Genomic DNA, 17630 nt, shown 5'->3' on the forward strand with positions numbered 1-17630 from the left:
ATGAGCTTCTTTAAAAAATTAAAAGAAAAGATTTCGAAACAAACAGATACTGTAACAGAGAAGTTTAAGCAAGGGTTAGAAAAAACGAGAAATTCATTTGCGGATAAAGTAAATGATTTAGTGTATCGCTATCGTAAAGTCGATGAGGATTTCTTTGAGGAATTAGAGGAAATTTTAATTGGTGCAGATGTTGGTGTTGCAACAGTAATGGAACTTATCGATCAGTTGAAGGAAGAAGTACAACGCCGCAATATTCAAGATCCGAGAGAAGTGCAAGCTGTTATTTCGGAAAAACTAGTAGGGATTTACAAAGGTGAAGAAGACTTCAGTAATGAACTTAATATACAACAAGATCAATTAACGGTTATTTTATTTGTGGGTGTTAATGGTGTTGGGAAAACGACAACAATTGGCAAAATGGCTCATAAGTTTAAATCCGAAGGTAAGTCTGTCTTATTAGCAGCAGGGGATACGTTCCGTGCAGGGGCAATCGAACAGCTAGAAGTATGGGGCGACCGAGTTGGTGTGGAAGTTATTAAACAAGGATCTGGTTCTGACCCGGCAGCGGTTATGTATGATGCTGTTCAAGCTGCAAAAGCGCGTAAAGTAGATGTCTTGCTATGTGATACAGCAGGTCGCTTGCAAAATAAAGTGAATTTAATGAAGGAGTTAGAAAAGGTGAAACGTGTCATTGAACGCGAAGTTCCAGGTGCTCCTCATGAAGTATTGCTTGTTATTGATGCAACGACAGGTCAAAATGGTTTAAGTCAAGCGAAAACATTCCGCGAAGCAACGAATGTTACAGGTATTGTTCTAACGAAATTAGACGGGACTGCTAAAGGTGGTATCGTATTAGCGATTCGTAATGAGATGGACGTACCAGTGAAATTTGTTGGACTTGGAGAACAAATGGACGACTTACAGCAATTTGATCCAGAACAATATGTGTATGGTTTATTTGCAAACTTAGTAGAAAAAGAAGAAGTATAAAGTGAAACTTCCATCCGTGGAGGCATTTTCTATGGATGGTTAGCCCTCACCAATCGGGTATTTATGGGTGGTTATCCTCCACCTATCTTCTTCGCTTCTCTTTGAATCTTAAGGTGGAGGTCTTACTGCCCGCAAATAACAGGGGAAGTGAAAGAAGCGGTTTTTTCGCTTCTTTTTTATAAAAAATATATCATGTTAAGAAAAAAACTTGACACTCTTTTATACTCCATGTAAACTAATTCATGTAAAGGGAAATCACTTAACAAAGGATGATCCAACATGCTCGAAAAAACAACGAGAATGAATTATTTATTTGATTTTTATCAATCGTTGTTAACGCAAAAACAAAGAAGTTATATGTCGCTTTATTATTTAGATGATTTATCTCTTGGTGAAATTGCGGAAGAATTTGATGTAAGTCGCCAAGCCGTGTATGATAACATTAAACGGACTGAAGCGATGCTTGAAGAATATGAAGAGAAATTAGTATTACTTCAAAAGTTTCAAGAGCGACAGCGACTTGTTGCAAAGCTAAAACAGCTAATCAGCGAAGAAGAGCATGTGAATGAAGAAATGAAACAAGTTGTTGAAGCTATCGAAAAATTAGATTAGGAGGGCGGCAATATGGCATTTGAAGGATTAGCCGACCGACTTCAACAGACGATGCAAAAAATCCGCGGCAAAGGAAAAGTTTCTGAAGCCGATGTAAAAGAAATGATGAGAGAAGTTCGTCTTGCTCTTTTAGAAGCGGATGTTAACTTTAAAGTAGTAAAAGATTTTGTAAAGCGTGTGTCTGAGCGTGCTGTCGGACAAGATGTAATGAAGAGTTTGACACCTGGCCAACAAGTAATTAAAGTTGTACAGGAAGAACTTACAGAACTTATGGGCGGAGAGCAAAGTAAAATTGCTGTCGCTAATAAGCCGCCAACTGTTATTATGATGGTTGGTCTGCAAGGGGCAGGTAAAACAACGACAACAGGTAAACTTGCGAATTTGCTTCGTAAAAAGCATAATCGTAAACCGATGCTTGTTGCAGCGGATATTTACCGTCCTGCAGCGATTAAACAGCTTGAAACATTAGGGAAGCAATTGGACATGCCTGTTTTCTCATTAGGAGATCAAGTAAGTCCTGTTGAAATTGCGAAACAAGCGATTGCGAAAGCAAAAGAAGATCATCATGATTATGTTTTAATCGATACAGCGGGTCGCCTGCATATTGATGAAGAACTAATGGATGAATTAGCGAAAGTGAAAGAAGTTGCGAAACCGGATGAAATCTTCCTTGTTGTCGATGCGATGACAGGACAAGATGCGGTAAATGTTGCACAAAGTTTCCATGAACAGTTAGGTTTAACAGGTGTTGTTTTAACGAAATTAGACGGTGATACGCGCGGTGGTGCGGCACTATCTATTAAAGCAGTAACAAACACACCAATTAAATTTGCTGGTATGGGTGAAAAGCTAGATGCGATTGAAGCGTTCCATCCAGAACGCATGGCATCCCGTATTTTAGGGATGGGTGACGTTTTAACATTAATTGAAAAAGCGCAAGCTACAGTTGATGAGGAAAAAGCAAAAGAACTTGAGCAAAAAATGCGTACGCTTTCGTTTACGCTAGACGATTTCCTAGAGCAACTTGGACAAGTGCGTCAACTTGGACCACTTGATGAATTGCTAGGAATGCTTCCTGGTGCAAATAAAATTAAAGGGCTGAAAAATGCACAAGTTGATGAAAAACAAATTGGGCATATTGAGGCAATTATTCGTTCTATGACAAAAGTAGAGCGAGAACATCCGGAAATTATCAATGCTAGTCGTAAAAAACGCATTGCCAAAGGTAGTGGTACAACAGTACAAGAAATTAATCGTCTACTGAAGCAGTTTGAAGATATGAAAAAAATGATGAAGACGATGACAGGCATGCAAAAAGGTAAGAAAAAAGGACTAGGTGGATTGAAGTTTCCATTTATGTAAGGAAAAAAAGATGGCTCTGTTAAGAAAAAATACTTTACAAAGCAATAGTCTTTTTGCTAATATAATTATCTGTGTGAAATAAATTCGGAGGTGCTTTATAAATGGCAGTTAAAATTCGTTTAAAACGTATGGGAGCTAAAAAAACTCCTTTCTATCGTGTAGTTGTTGCAGATTCTCGTTCTCCTCGTGACGGACGTTTCATTGAGGAAATCGGTACTTACAATCCGGTTGCTCAACCAGCTGAAGTGAAAATCAACGAAGAAGCAGCATTAAAATGGTTAGGAAATGGTGCGAAACCATCTGATACAGTTCGCAATCTTTTCTCTAACCAAGGTATCATGGAGAAATTCCACTTATCTAAACAAGGTAAGTAATTGAGGCAATGACAATGAAAAAGTTAATCGAAACAATTGTCAAACCTCTTGTAGATCATCCTGAAGATGTAAAAGTTTCACAGGAACTTTGCAACGGAGAGATAAAGTATCGATTGACTGTGCATCCTGAGGATGTTGGAAAAGTCATTGGAAAGCAGGGGCGAGTTGCGAAAGCAATTCGGATGCTCTTGTATTCAGTGGGACATCACAATGATGAGAAAGTCACACTGGAAATTCAATAAACGTTAAAAGGGCGAGGATTTTTCCTCTCCCTTTTTTAACATTTTTAAAGAAATTGCATGTTCCATATATGGAATGGAAATGCTTAACTTATATAGAAAACAGGGGTGACATGCTGTTTATGACAAAATGGTTTAACGTAGGTAAAATTGTAAATACTCATGGTGTTAGAGGGGAAATTCGAGTTATTTCTCGTACCGATTTTCCTGAAGAACGATATAAAGTAGGGAATACATTATACATATGGCATGATAAAGGGACGGAACCACTTTCGGTAAAGGTCGCTTCTCATCGTCAACACAAAACATTTGATTTATTAACGTTTGAAGGGTATAACAATGTAGATGAAGTAGAGAAGCTAAAAGGTTCTTCAATCAAAGTACCAGAAGAGCAGTTAGGTGAACTTGCTGAAGGTGAGTACTATTACCATGAAATTATTGGCTGTAAAGTTGTAACAGAAGATGGAGAGGATTTAGGTACGATAAAAGAGATTCTATCTCCTGGTGCGAATGATGTTTGGGTGATCAAACGCCCGAAAGGTCAAGATCTTTTAATTCCTTACATTGATGATGTTGTACTTCAAGTTAATATTGAAAATAAATTAGTAACCATTCATGTAATGGAAGGATTGCTATAATGAAAATCGATATTTTAACATTATTTCCAGAGATGTTCACCGGTGTTTTTGGATCTTCGATTTTAAAAAAAGCGCAAGAAAAAGAGGCAGTGGAGCTTAGGGTTGTAAATTTTCGTGATTATACAACAAGTAAGCATAACAGTGTAGATGATTATCCGTACGGTGGGGGCGCGGGGATGGTATTAACCCCGCAGCCTATCTTTGATGCGGTGGAAGAGTTAACGAAGGAAACTGACCGTAAACCAAGGGTTGTCTTAATGTGTCCACAAGGAGAGCGTTTCACGCAGAAAAAGGCAGAAGAGCTTGCTGGAGAAGAGCATGTTATTTTTGTATGTGGTCATTATGAAGGATATGATGAACGAATTCGTGAACATCTTGTAACAGATGAGATTTCTATTGGTGATTACGTATTAACGGGCGGAGAATTAGCCTCTATGGTTGTTACCGATAGTGTTGTACGTCTTTTGCCAGGAGTACTTGGAAATCACACTTCTCAGGTGGAAGATTCTTTTAGTACTGGTTTGTTAGAGCATCCGCACTATACACGTCCAGCTGATTTCCGTGGCATGAAGGTACCGGATGTACTTACGTCAGGGAATCATAAAAATATTGATGAATGGCGTCATAAAGAATCCCTGCGCCGTACGTATACACGTCGACCAGATTTACTTGAAGAACGTCAATTATCAAAGCAAGAAGAAAAATGGATTGAACAAATTAAAAAAGAGCAATAAGAACTTCATATATTTTCTATTGCAACAGGCCTAGCAATATGATATTATAACATTTGTGTTACTGAAATCAGTAGCCGTATTAACGATGTTCCGCTGTAATTTATTAAGACTTTATAAGAGCATCCGTTTAAAGGAGAGAATTGAATATGCAACAATTAATCGCAGAAATTACAAAAGGCCAATTAAAAACTGACCTACCTTCATTCCGTCCTGGTGACACTTTACGTGTACACGTAAAAGTAGTTGAGGGTACTCGTGAGAGAATTCAGCTTTTTGAAGGTGTTGTAATTAAACGTCGTGGTGGCGGAATCAGTGAAACATTCACAGTGCGTAAGATTTCTTACGGTGTAGGTGTTGAGCGTACATTCCCAGTTCACACGCCAAGAATCGCGAAAATCGAAGTACTTCGCCGTGGTAAAGTACGTCGTGCTAAGTTATACTACTTACGTAACCTTCGCGGTAAAAAAGCGCGTATTAAAGAAATTCGATAAGACATGTATGGGAGCTTGTAAATGCACAAGCTCCCTTTTTCCAATCTATATGAAATTTTGATATAATACGAACAGCTTACATAACTGTGGAGGGGAAATACATGAAGAAAGAGAAGAGTTCACTTTGGGAATGGATAAAAGCAATTTTGATTGCTATTGTGTTAGCGGGTGTTATTAGACAATTTTTCTTTGCTCCAATCCTTGTGGATGGTGTATCAATGTCGCCGACGCTACATGATCGTGATCGAATGATTGTTAATAAAATTGGTTATCACATTGGTGAACCGAAACGTTTTGACATAATCGTATTCCAAGCAACAGAAGAAAAAGATTATATTAAACGTGTTATCGGCTTGCCAGGCGATGAAATTGAGTATCGTAATGATAAACTCTATATTAACGGAAAACCTTATGAGGAACCGTATTTAGACAAGCAGAAAAAACAACTTGCTGATGGACCACTTACATATGATTTCAAGCTTGAAGAAATTACAGGTAAGAAAACAGTTCCAAAAGGTCAATTATTTGTACTAGGTGACAATCGTCGTTTTAGTAAAGATAGTCGTACTATTGGAACGATTTCGATGGACCAAGTAATTGGAGAAGCGAATATGTTATATTGGCCATTAAAAGACGCACGTATTGTGAAATAAACGAAAAAAGAAGGTGGCAACATGGTAATTCAATGGTTCCCAGGGCATATGGCAAAAGCTAGGCGCCAAGTAACAGAGAAATTAAAGTTAATTGATGTTGTAATTGAACTTGTAGATGCTCGATTACCTTTATCTTCTCGAAACCCGATGATTGATGAAATTATTACACATAAGCCGAGGCTTGTTGTTTTAAATAAAGCGGATATGGCAGATGATCGACTAACAAAGCAATGGATCGCCTATTTTGAGGAAAAAGGGCATAAAGCAATTTCAATTAATGCGCAGGCTGGACAAGGTATGAAAGAAATTGCAGCTGCATGTAAAGTGCTTGTAAAAGAAAAATTTGACAAAATGGTTGCAAAAGGCATTCGTCCAAGAGCAATTCGCGCTTTAATTGTAGGTATTCCCAATGTCGGTAAATCTACATTGATTAATAAATTAGCAAAGAAAAATATTGCAAAAACAGGTGATCGTCCAGGTGTTACAACAGCCCAACAATGGATTAAGGTTGGTAAGGAAATGGAACTACTGGATACACCAGGTATTTTATGGCCTAAATTTGAAGATGAATTAGTTGGACTTCGCCTTGCGACAACGGGTGCAATTAAAGATTCTATTTTAAATTTACAAGATGTAGCAGTATATGCACTTCGTTTTATGGAAAAGCATTATCCAGAACGTATACAAGAACGTTATAAATTAAGTGAAATTCCAGAAGACATTGTAGAATTCTTTGATGTGATTGGAAGAAATAGAGGTTGCCTAATGGGCGGCGGAATGATTGATTATGATAAAACATCTGAGCTTATTCTTCGCGAGCTTCGCGGTGGTAAACTTGGAAAAATGACATTTGAAACACCGGAAGAATTTGCAGAGGAAGTAGAAGAAGTATAAGACGTGCGTTTGTGCGTCTTTTCTTTTTGGTTATTTTTAAAAGGGAGTGTACATTGATGCAAAAAATCACAATTCAAGAGGCAGAATGTGTATTACAAGAAATTAAGAATGAAGAAGATGAAAGATTTCAAGTGTTATTGAAGGATGAGCGGAAAGGCGTTCAAAAGCTCATTTTAAAATGGTATAAACAAAAAGAGTTAGCGCAAAAGGAAAAAGAAAAGTTTTTAGAGATGTCAAAATATGAAAAAGCATTACGTGAAAAAGGGCTCTCATATATTGCTGGAATTGATGAAGTGGGGAGAGGACCGCTAGCTGGGCCCGTTGTTACGGCTGCTGTCGTCCTTCCGGGAGATTTCTATATCCCAGGGTTAAATGACTCTAAAAAACTCAGTGAAGCGAAACGTGAGCGTTTTTATGATGAAATTAAAGAACAGGCAATCGCGATTGGGGTTGGAATTGTATCTCCGCAAGTTATTGATGAAATAAATATTTATCAAGCGACGAAACGAGCAATGTTAGATGCAATTGCGAATTTAGCATGTACACCAGAATATTTATTAATTGATGCAATGAAGCTTCCTACACCAATTCCGCAAACATCTATTATTAAAGGTGATGCAAAAAGTATTTCTATTGCAGCTGCGTCTATTATTGCGAAAGTAACGAGAGATCGCATGATGAAAGAACTTGGGAAAGAATATCCAGCATATGGATTTGAGCAACATATGGGCTATGGAACGAAACAACATTTACAAGCGATTGAAATGTACGGAGTATTAGAAGAGCATAGAAAAACATTTGCACCGATTAAGGATATGATTCAAAAATAAGCTGTGACTCACAGCTTATTTTTTTATTTTGGTATATAAACATTACTATTTTCAAAAAAGAATAAAGCGATTTCAGTTTTCTGACACTTTATTGTAGACAGCGTGCCAATCATTTTATACAATGGCAATGTAGTGTTTTTTAAACATTAAAAAACTTTTTGAGTAAAACAGGAAAACAGGGGAGGATGGGACCATGAATATCCATGAGTACCAAGGTAAAGCAGTCCTTAGAAGCTATGGGGTTAGCGTTCCGAACGGGAAGGTTGCATTTACAGTAGAAGAAGCTGTAGAAGCAGCGAAAGAATTAGGAACAGATGTATGTGTAGTGAAAGCACAAATTCACGCTGGTGGACGCGGCAAAGCTGGCGGAGTAAAAGTTGCGAAAAATTTAGAAGAAGTTCGTACATATGCGGAAAGTATTTTAGGTACTACGCTTGTTACGCATCAAACGGGTCCTGAAGGTAAAGAAGTAAAACGCTTACTTATCGAAGAAGGATGCGATATTAAAAAAGAATATTATGTAGGTCTAGTTTTAGACCGTGCGACTTCTCAAGTTGTTTTAATGGCGTCTGAAGAAGGCGGAACAGAAATTGAAGAAGTAGCAGAAAAAACACCAGAAAAAATCTTTAAAGAATATATCGATCCAGCAGTAGGCTTGCAAGGTTTCCAAGCGCGCCGAATCGCATTTAACATCAATATTCCAAAAGAGCTTGTAGGACAAGCTGTGAAGTTTATGATGGGCTTATATCGTGCTTATATCGAAAAAGATTGCTCTATTGCAGAAATCAACCCACTTGTTACAACAGGTGATGGAAAAGTTATGGCATTAGATGCAAAATTAAATTTTGATTCTAATGCATTATATCGTCATAAAGACATTCTAGAACTTCGTGATCTTGAAGAAGAAGATCCGAAAGAAATTGAAGCTTCTAAATACGACTTAAACTATATTCCTTTAGATGGAAATATTGGTTGTATGGTAAATGGTGCAGGATTAGCAATGGCAACAATGGATATCATTAAACATTACCATGGCGATCCAGCTAACTTCTTAGATGTTGGTGGCGGTGCTACAGCTGAAAAAGTTACAGAAGCTTTCAAAATTATTCTTTCTGACAAAAATGTAAAAGGTATTTTCGTTAACATTTTTGGTGGCATTATGAAATGTGATGTTATTGCAGAAGGTGTTATTGAAGCGACAAAACAAGTAGGCCTTGAATTACCACTTGTTGTTCGTCTTGAAGGTACAAATGTTGAGCTAGGTAAGAAAATTTTAAATGAATCTGGTTTAAATATTGTTGCAGCAGAATCTATGGCAGACGGTGCACAAAAAATTGTTTCACTAGTGGGCTAATAGAAAGCGGGGGAGAAAAATGAGCGTATTAGTTAATAAAGATACAAAAGTTATTGTACAAGGTATTACTGGTTCACAAGGTTTATTCCATACAAAACAAATGATTGAATATGGTACGAAAATTGTCGGTGGTGTAACACCTGGTAAAGGTGGCACTGAAATTGAAGGTGTACCTGTCTTTGATACGGTAGAAGATGCTGTAAAAGCAACGCGCGCAAATGCTTCAGTTGTGTACGTTCCACCCGCTTTTGCGGCTGATGCAATTATGGAAGCAGTTGATGCAGAGATTGATTTAGTAGTATGTATTACAGAAGGAATCCCTGTATTAGATATGGTTAAAGTTAAGAAGTATATGGCAGGTAAACAGACGCGTTTACTTGGACCAAACTGCCCAGGTGTTATTACACCAGATGAATGTAAGATTGGTATTATGCCAGGATATATTCATAAAAAAGGTCATGTCGGTATTGTATCTCGATCTGGTACATTAACATACGAAGCTGTACATCAATTAACACAAGAAGGCATTGGTCAATCTACTGCTGTAGGTATCGGTGGCGACCCTGTCAATGGTACAGACTTTATTGATGCGTTAAAAGCGTTTAATGAAGACGAAGAAACACATGCTGTTATTATGATTGGTGAAATCGGCGGAACAGCAGAAGAAGAAGCTGCTGAGTGGGTAAAAGCAAATATGACAAAACCTGTTGTTGGATTTATCGGTGGTCAAACAGCGCCTGCAGGAAAACGTATGGGCCATGCTGGTGCGATTATTTCTGGCGGTAAAGGTACAGCTGCTGAAAAAATCAAAACAATGGAAGCTTGTGGTATTAAAGTTGCTGAAACACCAGCTGTTATGGGCGAAACTTTAATCGCTGTTTTAAAAGAAAAAGGATTATTTGAAACTTGTAAAAACTATTAATCTTTTTGAAAGACACCTTCGTGTTAGAGGGTGTCTTTTTACACTTTTTCCTGTTTACATAATAAAAATTATGGGTAAGGAGAATGATCATGAAAAGGGAACGATTGCTCCATCTTCATTATGTGTTAGCGGATCATTGGAAAGCGTTAACTCGCTTATTACATATAGACCCAGAGATAAAGAAACTGTATAAATTTAGTTCAGTGGAATTTGAAAAGTATGCTGGGCTGACTCCGAAAAAATCTGCTGAATTAGTTAGCTTCTTACAAACATCTACCCCAGCACAATGTATACGTCATTTAGAAGAAAAGCATATTTTTTATGTCACAATATGGGATGATGATTATCCAGAATTATTACGTGAAATATCAGATCCGCCTTTCATTTTATATGGAAAGGGAAAGAGAGAATTATTAGGAGAAATAAATAAATTTGCAGTAGTTGGAACAAGAAAACCTTCTTTATACGGGAAAGAAAGCATACAATCTATTTTACAACCGCTAATAGACAAAGAATGGCTAATTGTAAGTGGTTTTGCAAATGGAATTGATACCATTGCTCATCAAATCGCAGTGCAACAACATAGCTCTACTATTGCTGTCTTAGGGCATGGATTACAGTATATGTATCCAAAAGAGAATTGCTACTTTTATAAAATATGGAAGAATACTGTACTGTTATTAACAGAATATCCGCCACATTACGCGCCTAGAAAATGGTATTTTCCAAAGCGAAATCGAATTATCAGTGGTCTTTGTAAAGGAGTTCTAGTAGTGGAAGCGAAATCGAAAAGTGGCTCGCTTATTACTGCAGATCTCGCTTTAGAACAAAATAGGGAGGTATTTGCTTTTCCAGGTCCTATTTTTACAGAAAGTGCAGCAGGAACAAATCAACTTATAAAGCAAGGGGCGAAACTTGTTCAAAAAGCAGAGGATATTCTCGAGGAATTTTTAAATTAATCGTATATTTTTATGTTTTTATTAAACAATTATTGACAAATGGTAGAGTGGCACTGTATGTTATACTCATTCTTGATTGACAAAAACAAGAGAAATCAATAAGATTAATGAAGACTTGAATCCACCTCTTAAGGAGGCACTAGCATGTCAGATTACCTCGTAATCGTGGAGTCGCCTTCTAAGGCGAAAACCATTGAGAAATATTTAGGGAAAAAATACAAAGTCGTCGCGTCTATGGGACATGTTCGCGATTTGCCTAAAAGTCAAATGGGGATAGAAGTAAAAAATAATTTCACCCCGAAGTATATTACCATCCGTGGTAAAGGTCCTGTTTTAAAAGATTTAAAATCAGCAGCAAAAAAAGCAAAAAAAGTCTATCTCGCGGCCGATCCAGACCGCGAAGGAGAAGCGATCGCTTGGCATTTAGCGAATACGCTAAATGTGGATGTTGAATCAGATTGCCGGGTTGTATTTAATGAAATTACAAAAGATGCGATTAAAGAGTCATTTAAGCATCCTCGTGCAATTAATATGGATTTAGTAGATGCACAGCAAGCAAGACGGATACTTGATCGCCTTGTTGGTTATAATATTAGTCCTTTATTATGGAAGAAAGTCAAAAAGGGATTAAGTGCAGGACGTGTACAATCTGTAGCGGTTCGCTTAATTATTGATCGTGAAAAAGAAATTCAAAGTTTTATTCCGGAAGAGTTCTGGACAATTAAAACAGAATTTGTAAAAGGAAAAGACACATTTGAAGCATCTTTTTATGGTGTGAATGGAGAAAAGGTTCAATTAACAAATGAAGCGCAAGTAAAAGACATAATTGAAACAATGAAAGACAATGCGTTTTCAGTTGAAAATGTAACGAAAAAAGAGCGAAAACGTAATCCTGCATTACCATTTACAACGTCTTCTTTACAACAAGAAGCTGCACGTAAATTAAATATGCGAGCAAAGAAAACAATGATGCTTGCGCAGCAGCTATACGAAGGGATAGATATTGGTAAACAGGGAACCGTAGGTCTTATTACGTATATGAGAACAGACTCAACGCGTATATCGGAAACTGCTCAAGAGGAAGCTCGCTCTTATATTACTGAGGCGTTTGGTTCAGAATACATAGGGACAGAGAAGAAGAAGGAAACGAAAAAAGCGAATGCACAAGATGCGCATGAAGCAATTCGTCCAACTTCGGTAATGAGAAAGCCAGAGGAACTAAAAAGTTTCTTAAGTCGTGATCAACATCGTTTGTACAAATTGATTTGGGAGCGATTTGTTGCAAGTCAAATGGCATCCGCTGTAATGGATACTGTTACAGCTAGACTCATTAATAATAACGTTCAATTCCGTGCAAGTGGCTCAGTAGTGAAATTTTCAGGGTTTATGAAAGTTTACGTAGAATCGAAAGATGATGGTGCGGAAGAAAAAGATAAAATGTTGCCTCCTTTAGAAATAGGAGAAACCGTATTTTCAAAAGATATGGATCCAAAGCAGCACTTTACGCAGCCGCCACCACGTTATACAGAGGCCCGTTTAGTTAGGATGCTTGAAGAGCTTGGAATCGGGAGACCGTCTACTTACGTACCGACACTTGAAACGATTCAGAAGCGAGGATATGTTGCATTAGACAATAAACGCTTTGTTCCGACTGAACTTGGAGAAATTGTAATTGAACTTATTTTAGAGTTTTTCCCGGAAATTATTAACATTGAATTTACGGCCAATATGGAGCAAAACCTTGATGAAGTAGAAGAGGGGAAAGCAAATTGGGTGAAAATTGTTGATGATTTCTACGTAGGCTTTGAACCCCGCTTAGAAAAAGCGGAAAAGGAGATGCGTGAGGTCGAAATTAAAGATGAACCTGCTGGGGAAGATTGTGAATTATGCGGTCACCCAATGGTCTTTAAAATGGGCAAATACGGGAAGTTTATGGCTTGTTCTAATTTCCCTGATTGTCGCAATACAAAACCGATTGTGAAAGAAATCGGTGTAACTTGTCCGAAATGTGATAAAGGACAAATTATTGAACGCCGAAGTAATAAAAAGAAACGTCTTTTCTATGGATGTGGCACATATCCAGAATGCGATTTCGTATCTTGGGATAAACCGATTGGCCGGAAATGCCCGAAATGTGAAGGTATGCTCGTAGAGAAGAAGCTGAAAAAAGGCGTTCAAGTACAATGTATTTCTTGTGATTATGAAGAAGAACAACAAATGTGAGCGTAACTGCTCACATTTTTTTCGGGATAGAAAAGGAAAGGTGATAAATACATGACAACACAAGTAGTAAACGTCATTGGCGCAGGTCTTGCAGGAAGTGAAGCAGCTTATCAAATTGCAAAACGTGGTGTTCAAGTAAAATTATATGAAATGAGACCAGTAAGACAAACGCCGGCTCATCACACAGATAAATTTGCTGAGTTAGTATGCAGTAACTCACTTCGTGCAAATACATTAACAAATGCTGTTGGGGTCATTAAAGAAGAAATGCGCAAAATGGACTCTGTTATTATCCGTGCGGCAGATGAGTGTTCTGTGCCAGCAGGAGGAGCATTAGCGGTTGATCGGCATGAATTTGCAGCAAAAGTAACGGAGTATGTGAAAAATCATCCAAACGTAACTGTGATGAACGAAGAAATGACAGAAATTCCAGAAGGACCAACTGTTATCGCGACAGGTCCACTCACATCTCCAGAACTTTCTGCACAGTTAAAAGAGTTAACGGGTGAAGATTATTTTTATTTCTATGATGCAGCTGCACCAATTGTGGAAAAAGAAAGCATTGATATGAACAAAGTATATTTAAAATCTCGTTACGATAAGGGAGAAGCGGCTTATTTAAACTGCCCAATGACAGAAGAAGAGTTCGATCGTTTTTATGATGCTTTAATTGCTGCAGAGACAGTGCCATTAAAAGAATTTGAGAAAGAAGTATTCTTTGAAGGGTGTATGCCTGTAGAAGTAATGGCAAGCCGTGGTAGACAGACATTGTTATTTGGACCGATGAAACCAGTGGGGCTGGAAGATCCGAAAACAGGTAAAACGCCATATGCTGTTGTTCAATTACGTCAAGATGATGCAGCAGGAACGTTATACAATATTGTTGGGTTCCAAACACATTTAAAGTGGGGACCTCAAAAAGAAGTATTACAATTGATTCCTGGACTTGAAAATGCAGAAATTGTACGCTATGGTGTAATGCATCGTAATACGTTTATTAATTCACCAAAATTACTTCGTCCAACATACCAATATAAACATCGTGATGATTTATTCTTTGCTGGACAAATGACAGGTGTAGAAGGATATGTAGAATCGGCTGCTTCAGGGCTGTTAGCGGGTATTAATGCAGCTCGTCTTGTAAAGGGAGAAGAGCCTGTTGTATTACCTCCTGTAACAGCAATGGGCAGTATGGCGAATTATATTACTGCAACTAATGCGAAAAACTTCCAACCGATGAACGCAAACTTTGGTTTATTTGCGCCATTAGAAAAGAAAATTAAAAAGAAACAAGAGCGAAATGAAGCATACGCAACACGCGCTTTAGAGACAATTCGAAATTTTGTAAATATTTAGTTAAATTTCTTGCAAAGGCTACTGAGTTGTGATACGATTTAGTAGCCTTTATTGAGGTGAGTTATGTGAATGTGAAGAAATTGTTACAATTATTCGTTGGATATTTACAAATTGAAAGAAATTATTCAAAATATACAATTGCAAGTTATCAAAATGATTTAGAACATTTTGTGCAATTTATGGAGCGAGAAGGCATATCCTCTTTTTTAGACGTTACATACGTAGATGTTCGTTTGTACTTAACAACATTACACGATGAAAAGCTAGCCCGTAAATCTGTCGCAAGAAAAGTATCGAGCTTACGAAGTTTATATCGTTTTCTGATGCGTGAAGGATATCGAGAAGATAATCCGTTTGCATTTGCGTCACTCCCCAAAAAAGAACTGTCAATCCCAAAGTTTTTGTATGTTGAAGAATTGGAGAAATTGTTTGAAGTTTCTGATGTAAAAACACCACTTGGTCAAAGGGATCAAGCTTTATTAGAGCTTATGTATGCAACGGGGATCCGTGTGAGTGAATGTGTAAGTTTACAACTTACTGATATTGATTTCTCGGTAGGGACAATTCTAGTGACGGGAAAAGGCAAAAAACAAAGGTACGTTCCATTTGGAAGTTATGCACAAGATGCTTTAATTACCTATATAGAAAACGGTAGAAAACAGTTAGCTAAAAAAACAGAGGAACACTCTCAAATGGTGTTTTTAAATGCAAAGGGTAAGCCGTTAACGGATCGCGGTGTTCGTTATATTTTAAATGAGCTCATTAAGAAAGCTTCTCTTACAATGCGAATAAGTCCGCATATGTTAAGGCATACATTTGCTACACATATGTTAGATGAAGGTGCAGATTTACGAACTGTGCAGGAGTTATTGGGTCATGAAAATCTATCAACGACACAAATTTATACGCATGTTTCAAAAGAAAGATTGCGTTCTGTTTACATGAAGCATCACCCGCGGGCATAAATTGCTTTTAAAGCTATAAAAACATATAAAGGAGTTTTTTCTATGGGAAATTTCCACGCTACAACGATATTTGCCATTCACCATAATGGCGAGTGTGCTATGGCCGGCGACGGACAAGTGACATTTGGTAATGCTGTTGTGATGAAGCACACAGCACGCAAAGTTCGAAAGCTATTTCAAGGGAAGGTGTTAGCTGGATTTGCAGGTTCCGTTGCGGATGCGTTTACTCTTTTTGAAATGTTTGAGGGGAAATTAGAAGAGTATAATGGAAATTTACAACGTGCTGCAGTTGAAATGGCGAAACAATGGCGTGGCGATAAAATGCTGCGTCAATTGGAAGCGATGTTAATCGTTATGGATCAAACAACGTTACTTCTTGTTTCAGGAACAGGAGAAGTAATTGAACCGGATGATGGCATTTTAGCAATCGGTTCAGGTGGACATTATGCGCTTGCAGCTGGCCGCGCTTTAAAGCAACATGCGAGTGAACATTTAACAGCAAAAGCAATTGCGAAAGCAAGTTTAGAAATTGCTGGTGACATTTGTGTGTATACAAATCACAATATTATTGTGGAAGAATTGTAGAATCGTAAGGGAGGCATTTTATATGCATTTACATTTTACTCCGCGTCAAATTGTAGAAAAATTGGATCAATATATTATTGGTCAAAAAGATGCGAAAAAAGCGGTTGCAGTAGCGCTTAGAAATCGATATCGTCGCAGTAAATTAGCGGAAGATTTACGCGATGAAATTGCTCCGAAGAACATTTTAATGATTGGACCGACAGGGGTCGGAAAGACAGAGGTAGCACGACGAATGGCGAAGCTCGTTGGAGCACCTTTTATTAAGGTTGAAGCAACGAAATTCACAGAAGTTGGATATGTCGGTCGAGATGTAGAATCTATGGTGCGTGACCTTGTAGAAACTTCAGTTCGCATCGTAAAAGAAGAAATGGTCGTCAAGGTTAAAGATAAGGCTGAGGAACAAGCAAATCAACGGCTTGTTGAAATTTTGGTGCCAAGTCCGCAAAAACAATCCGGATTCAAAAATCCGTTAGAGATGTTATTTGGTGGAAATCAAAATGCGAATCAGACATCTGAAACACAAGATGACACAGAAATTGAAAAGAAGCGCAGAGAAGTTGAAAAGAAACTTGCCGCAGGTTTACTTGAAGATGAAATTGTATCGATTGAAGTGACGGAACAACAGTCTTCTATGTTTGATATGTTGCAAGGTACTGGTATGGAGCAAATGGGGATGAATTTCCAAGATGCATTAGGAAGTTTTATGCCGAAAAAAACGAAAAAACGTAAACTTTCTGTAAAAGAAGCAAGAAAAGTCTTGACAAATGAGGAAGCACAGCGCTTAATTGATATGGATGAAGTTACACAAGAGGCTGTTTATCGTGCTGAACAGCTCGGGATTATTTTTATTGATGAAATTGACAAAATTGCTGGTAAGCAGTCGAATAGCGTGGATGTATCGCGTGAAGGTGTACAGCGTGACATTTTGCCAATTGTAGAAGGATCAAACGTTGCAACGAAATATGGATCGGTGAAAACAGATTATATTTTATTTATTGCGGCTGGTGCCTTCCATATGTCCAAACCGTCTGATTTAATTCCAGAACTGCAAGGAAGATTCCCGATTCGAGTGGAATTAACAAAATTATCGGTAGATGATTTTGTTAAAATTCTTGTAGAACCTGATAATGCTTTAGTGAAGCAATATATAGCATTATTAGCAACTGAGGGTATAGAAATTGAATTTTCTGACGAAGCTATTCGTAAGATTGCTGAGATTGCTTATCAAGTTAATCAAGATACGGATAATATTGGAGCGAGAAGACTTCATACCATTATGGAGAAACTTCTTGAAGATTTATCGTTTGAAGCATCTGAGATTACGTTAGAGAAAATAACGATAACACCTCAATATGTAGAGGAAAAATTAGCAACGATTGCTAAAAATAAAGATGTGAGCCAGTTTATTTTGTAATAGTGTCATCAGGTGACTCGCCCTAGTTTCCAAGT

The 17630-nt window shown here is 37.7% G+C and carries 19 protein-coding genes; all 19 read left to right on the forward strand.

The window, feature by feature from the left end; genetic code table 11:
- The 19 genes from ftsY (at position 1) to hslU (ending at position 17595) form a co-directional block, all read left to right on the forward strand.
- Complete coding sequence (ftsY, locus tag MHH45_RS24605; protein WP_016115972.1) at positions 1–990, forward strand: signal recognition particle-docking protein FtsY; 990 nt, start codon at positions 1–3, stop codon at positions 988–990.
- Between the two features lie 279 nt (positions 991–1269).
- Positions 1270–1602, forward strand: a complete 333-nt coding sequence (locus MHH45_RS24610) for a putative DNA-binding protein (RefSeq protein WP_000891062.1) — start codon at positions 1270–1272, stop codon at positions 1600–1602.
- 12 nt (positions 1603–1614) lie between these two features.
- Positions 1615–2964 carry a signal recognition particle protein gene (gene ffh / locus MHH45_RS24615; protein WP_003199457.1) on the forward strand — a complete coding sequence of 450 codons (1350 nt, stop codon included), beginning with the start codon at positions 1615–1617 and terminating at the stop codon, positions 2962–2964.
- 101 nt (positions 2965–3065) lie between these two features.
- Entirely contained in the window at positions 3066–3338 is a 273-nt protein-coding gene (rpsP, locus tag MHH45_RS24620) for a 30S ribosomal protein S16 (protein ID WP_000268750.1), read from the forward strand.
- Between the two features lie 14 nt (positions 3339–3352).
- Complete coding sequence (locus tag MHH45_RS24625; RefSeq protein WP_016115971.1) at positions 3353–3580, forward strand: KH domain-containing protein; 228 nt, start codon at positions 3353–3355, stop codon at positions 3578–3580.
- 119 nt (positions 3581–3699) lie between these two features.
- A complete protein-coding gene (gene rimM / locus MHH45_RS24630; RefSeq protein WP_033671426.1) occupies positions 3700–4215 on the forward strand; it encodes a ribosome maturation factor RimM in 516 nt (171 codons plus the stop codon).
- On the forward strand, positions 4215–4949 hold the full coding sequence (gene trmD / locus MHH45_RS24635; protein ID WP_016115969.1) for a tRNA (guanosine(37)-N1)-methyltransferase TrmD: 735 nt from the start codon (positions 4215–4217) through the stop codon (positions 4947–4949). The genes rimM and trmD overlap by 1 nt, the downstream gene beginning before the upstream one ends.
- 146 nt (positions 4950–5095) lie before the next feature.
- A complete protein-coding gene (gene rplS, locus MHH45_RS24640) occupies positions 5096–5440 on the forward strand; it encodes a 50S ribosomal protein L19 (RefSeq protein ID WP_001186516.1) in 345 nt (114 codons plus the stop codon).
- A 101-nt stretch (positions 5441–5541) separates the two neighbouring features.
- Positions 5542–6093, forward strand: coding sequence for a signal peptidase I (gene lepB / locus MHH45_RS24645; RefSeq protein WP_016115968.1), 552 nt, complete (start codon positions 5542–5544; stop codon positions 6091–6093).
- 21 nt (positions 6094–6114) lie between these two features.
- On the forward strand, positions 6115–6987 hold the full coding sequence (ylqF, locus tag MHH45_RS24650) for a ribosome biogenesis GTPase YlqF (RefSeq protein WP_016115967.1): 873 nt from the start codon (positions 6115–6117) through the stop codon (positions 6985–6987).
- Between the two features lie 56 nt (positions 6988–7043).
- Entirely contained in the window at positions 7044–7817 is a 774-nt protein-coding gene (locus MHH45_RS24655) for a ribonuclease HII (protein ID WP_016115966.1), read from the forward strand.
- 193 nt (positions 7818–8010) lie between these two features.
- Entirely contained in the window at positions 8011–9171 is a 1161-nt protein-coding gene (gene sucC, locus MHH45_RS24660; RefSeq protein ID WP_016115965.1) for an ADP-forming succinate--CoA ligase subunit beta, read from the forward strand.
- Between the two features lie 19 nt (positions 9172–9190).
- A complete protein-coding gene (gene sucD, locus MHH45_RS24665; RefSeq protein ID WP_016115964.1) occupies positions 9191–10093 on the forward strand; it encodes a succinate--CoA ligase subunit alpha in 903 nt (300 codons plus the stop codon).
- An 89-nt stretch (positions 10094–10182) separates the two neighbouring features.
- Complete coding sequence (dprA, locus tag MHH45_RS24670; protein WP_016115963.1) at positions 10183–11052, forward strand: DNA-processing protein DprA; 870 nt, start codon at positions 10183–10185, stop codon at positions 11050–11052.
- 144 nt (positions 11053–11196) lie between these two features.
- Positions 11197–13275: a type I DNA topoisomerase gene (topA, locus tag MHH45_RS24675; RefSeq protein WP_016115962.1), complete on the forward strand. Its 2079-nt coding sequence runs from the start codon at positions 11197–11199 to the stop codon at positions 13273–13275.
- A gap of 51 nt (positions 13276–13326) precedes the next feature.
- The gene (gene trmFO, locus MHH45_RS24680) at positions 13327–14631 is read left to right on the forward strand and encodes an FADH(2)-oxidizing methylenetetrahydrofolate--tRNA-(uracil(54)-C(5))-methyltransferase TrmFO (RefSeq protein ID WP_016115961.1); all 1305 of its coding nucleotides are present in this window, start codon (positions 13327–13329) and stop codon (positions 14629–14631) included.
- Positions 14632–14696: 65 nt separating this feature from the next.
- A complete protein-coding gene (gene xerC / locus MHH45_RS24685; RefSeq protein ID WP_088093638.1) occupies positions 14697–15596 on the forward strand; it encodes a tyrosine recombinase XerC in 900 nt (299 codons plus the stop codon).
- A 42-nt stretch (positions 15597–15638) separates the two neighbouring features.
- Positions 15639–16181 (forward strand): ATP-dependent protease proteolytic subunit HslV, encoded by a 543-nt coding sequence (hslV, locus tag MHH45_RS24690; protein ID WP_003199482.1) that lies wholly within the window; start codon positions 15639–15641, stop codon positions 16179–16181.
- A gap of 22 nt (positions 16182–16203) precedes the next feature.
- Complete coding sequence (hslU, locus tag MHH45_RS24695; RefSeq protein ID WP_003199484.1) at positions 16204–17595, forward strand: ATP-dependent protease ATPase subunit HslU; 1392 nt, start codon at positions 16204–16206, stop codon at positions 17593–17595.
- Positions 17596–17630 lie beyond the last annotated feature (35 nt).

The organism is Bacillus sp. FSL K6-0042, assembly GCF_038006685.1.
GTDB classification, from domain to species: domain Bacteria; phylum Bacillota; class Bacilli; order Bacillales; family Bacillaceae_G; genus Bacillus_A; species Bacillus_A pseudomycoides.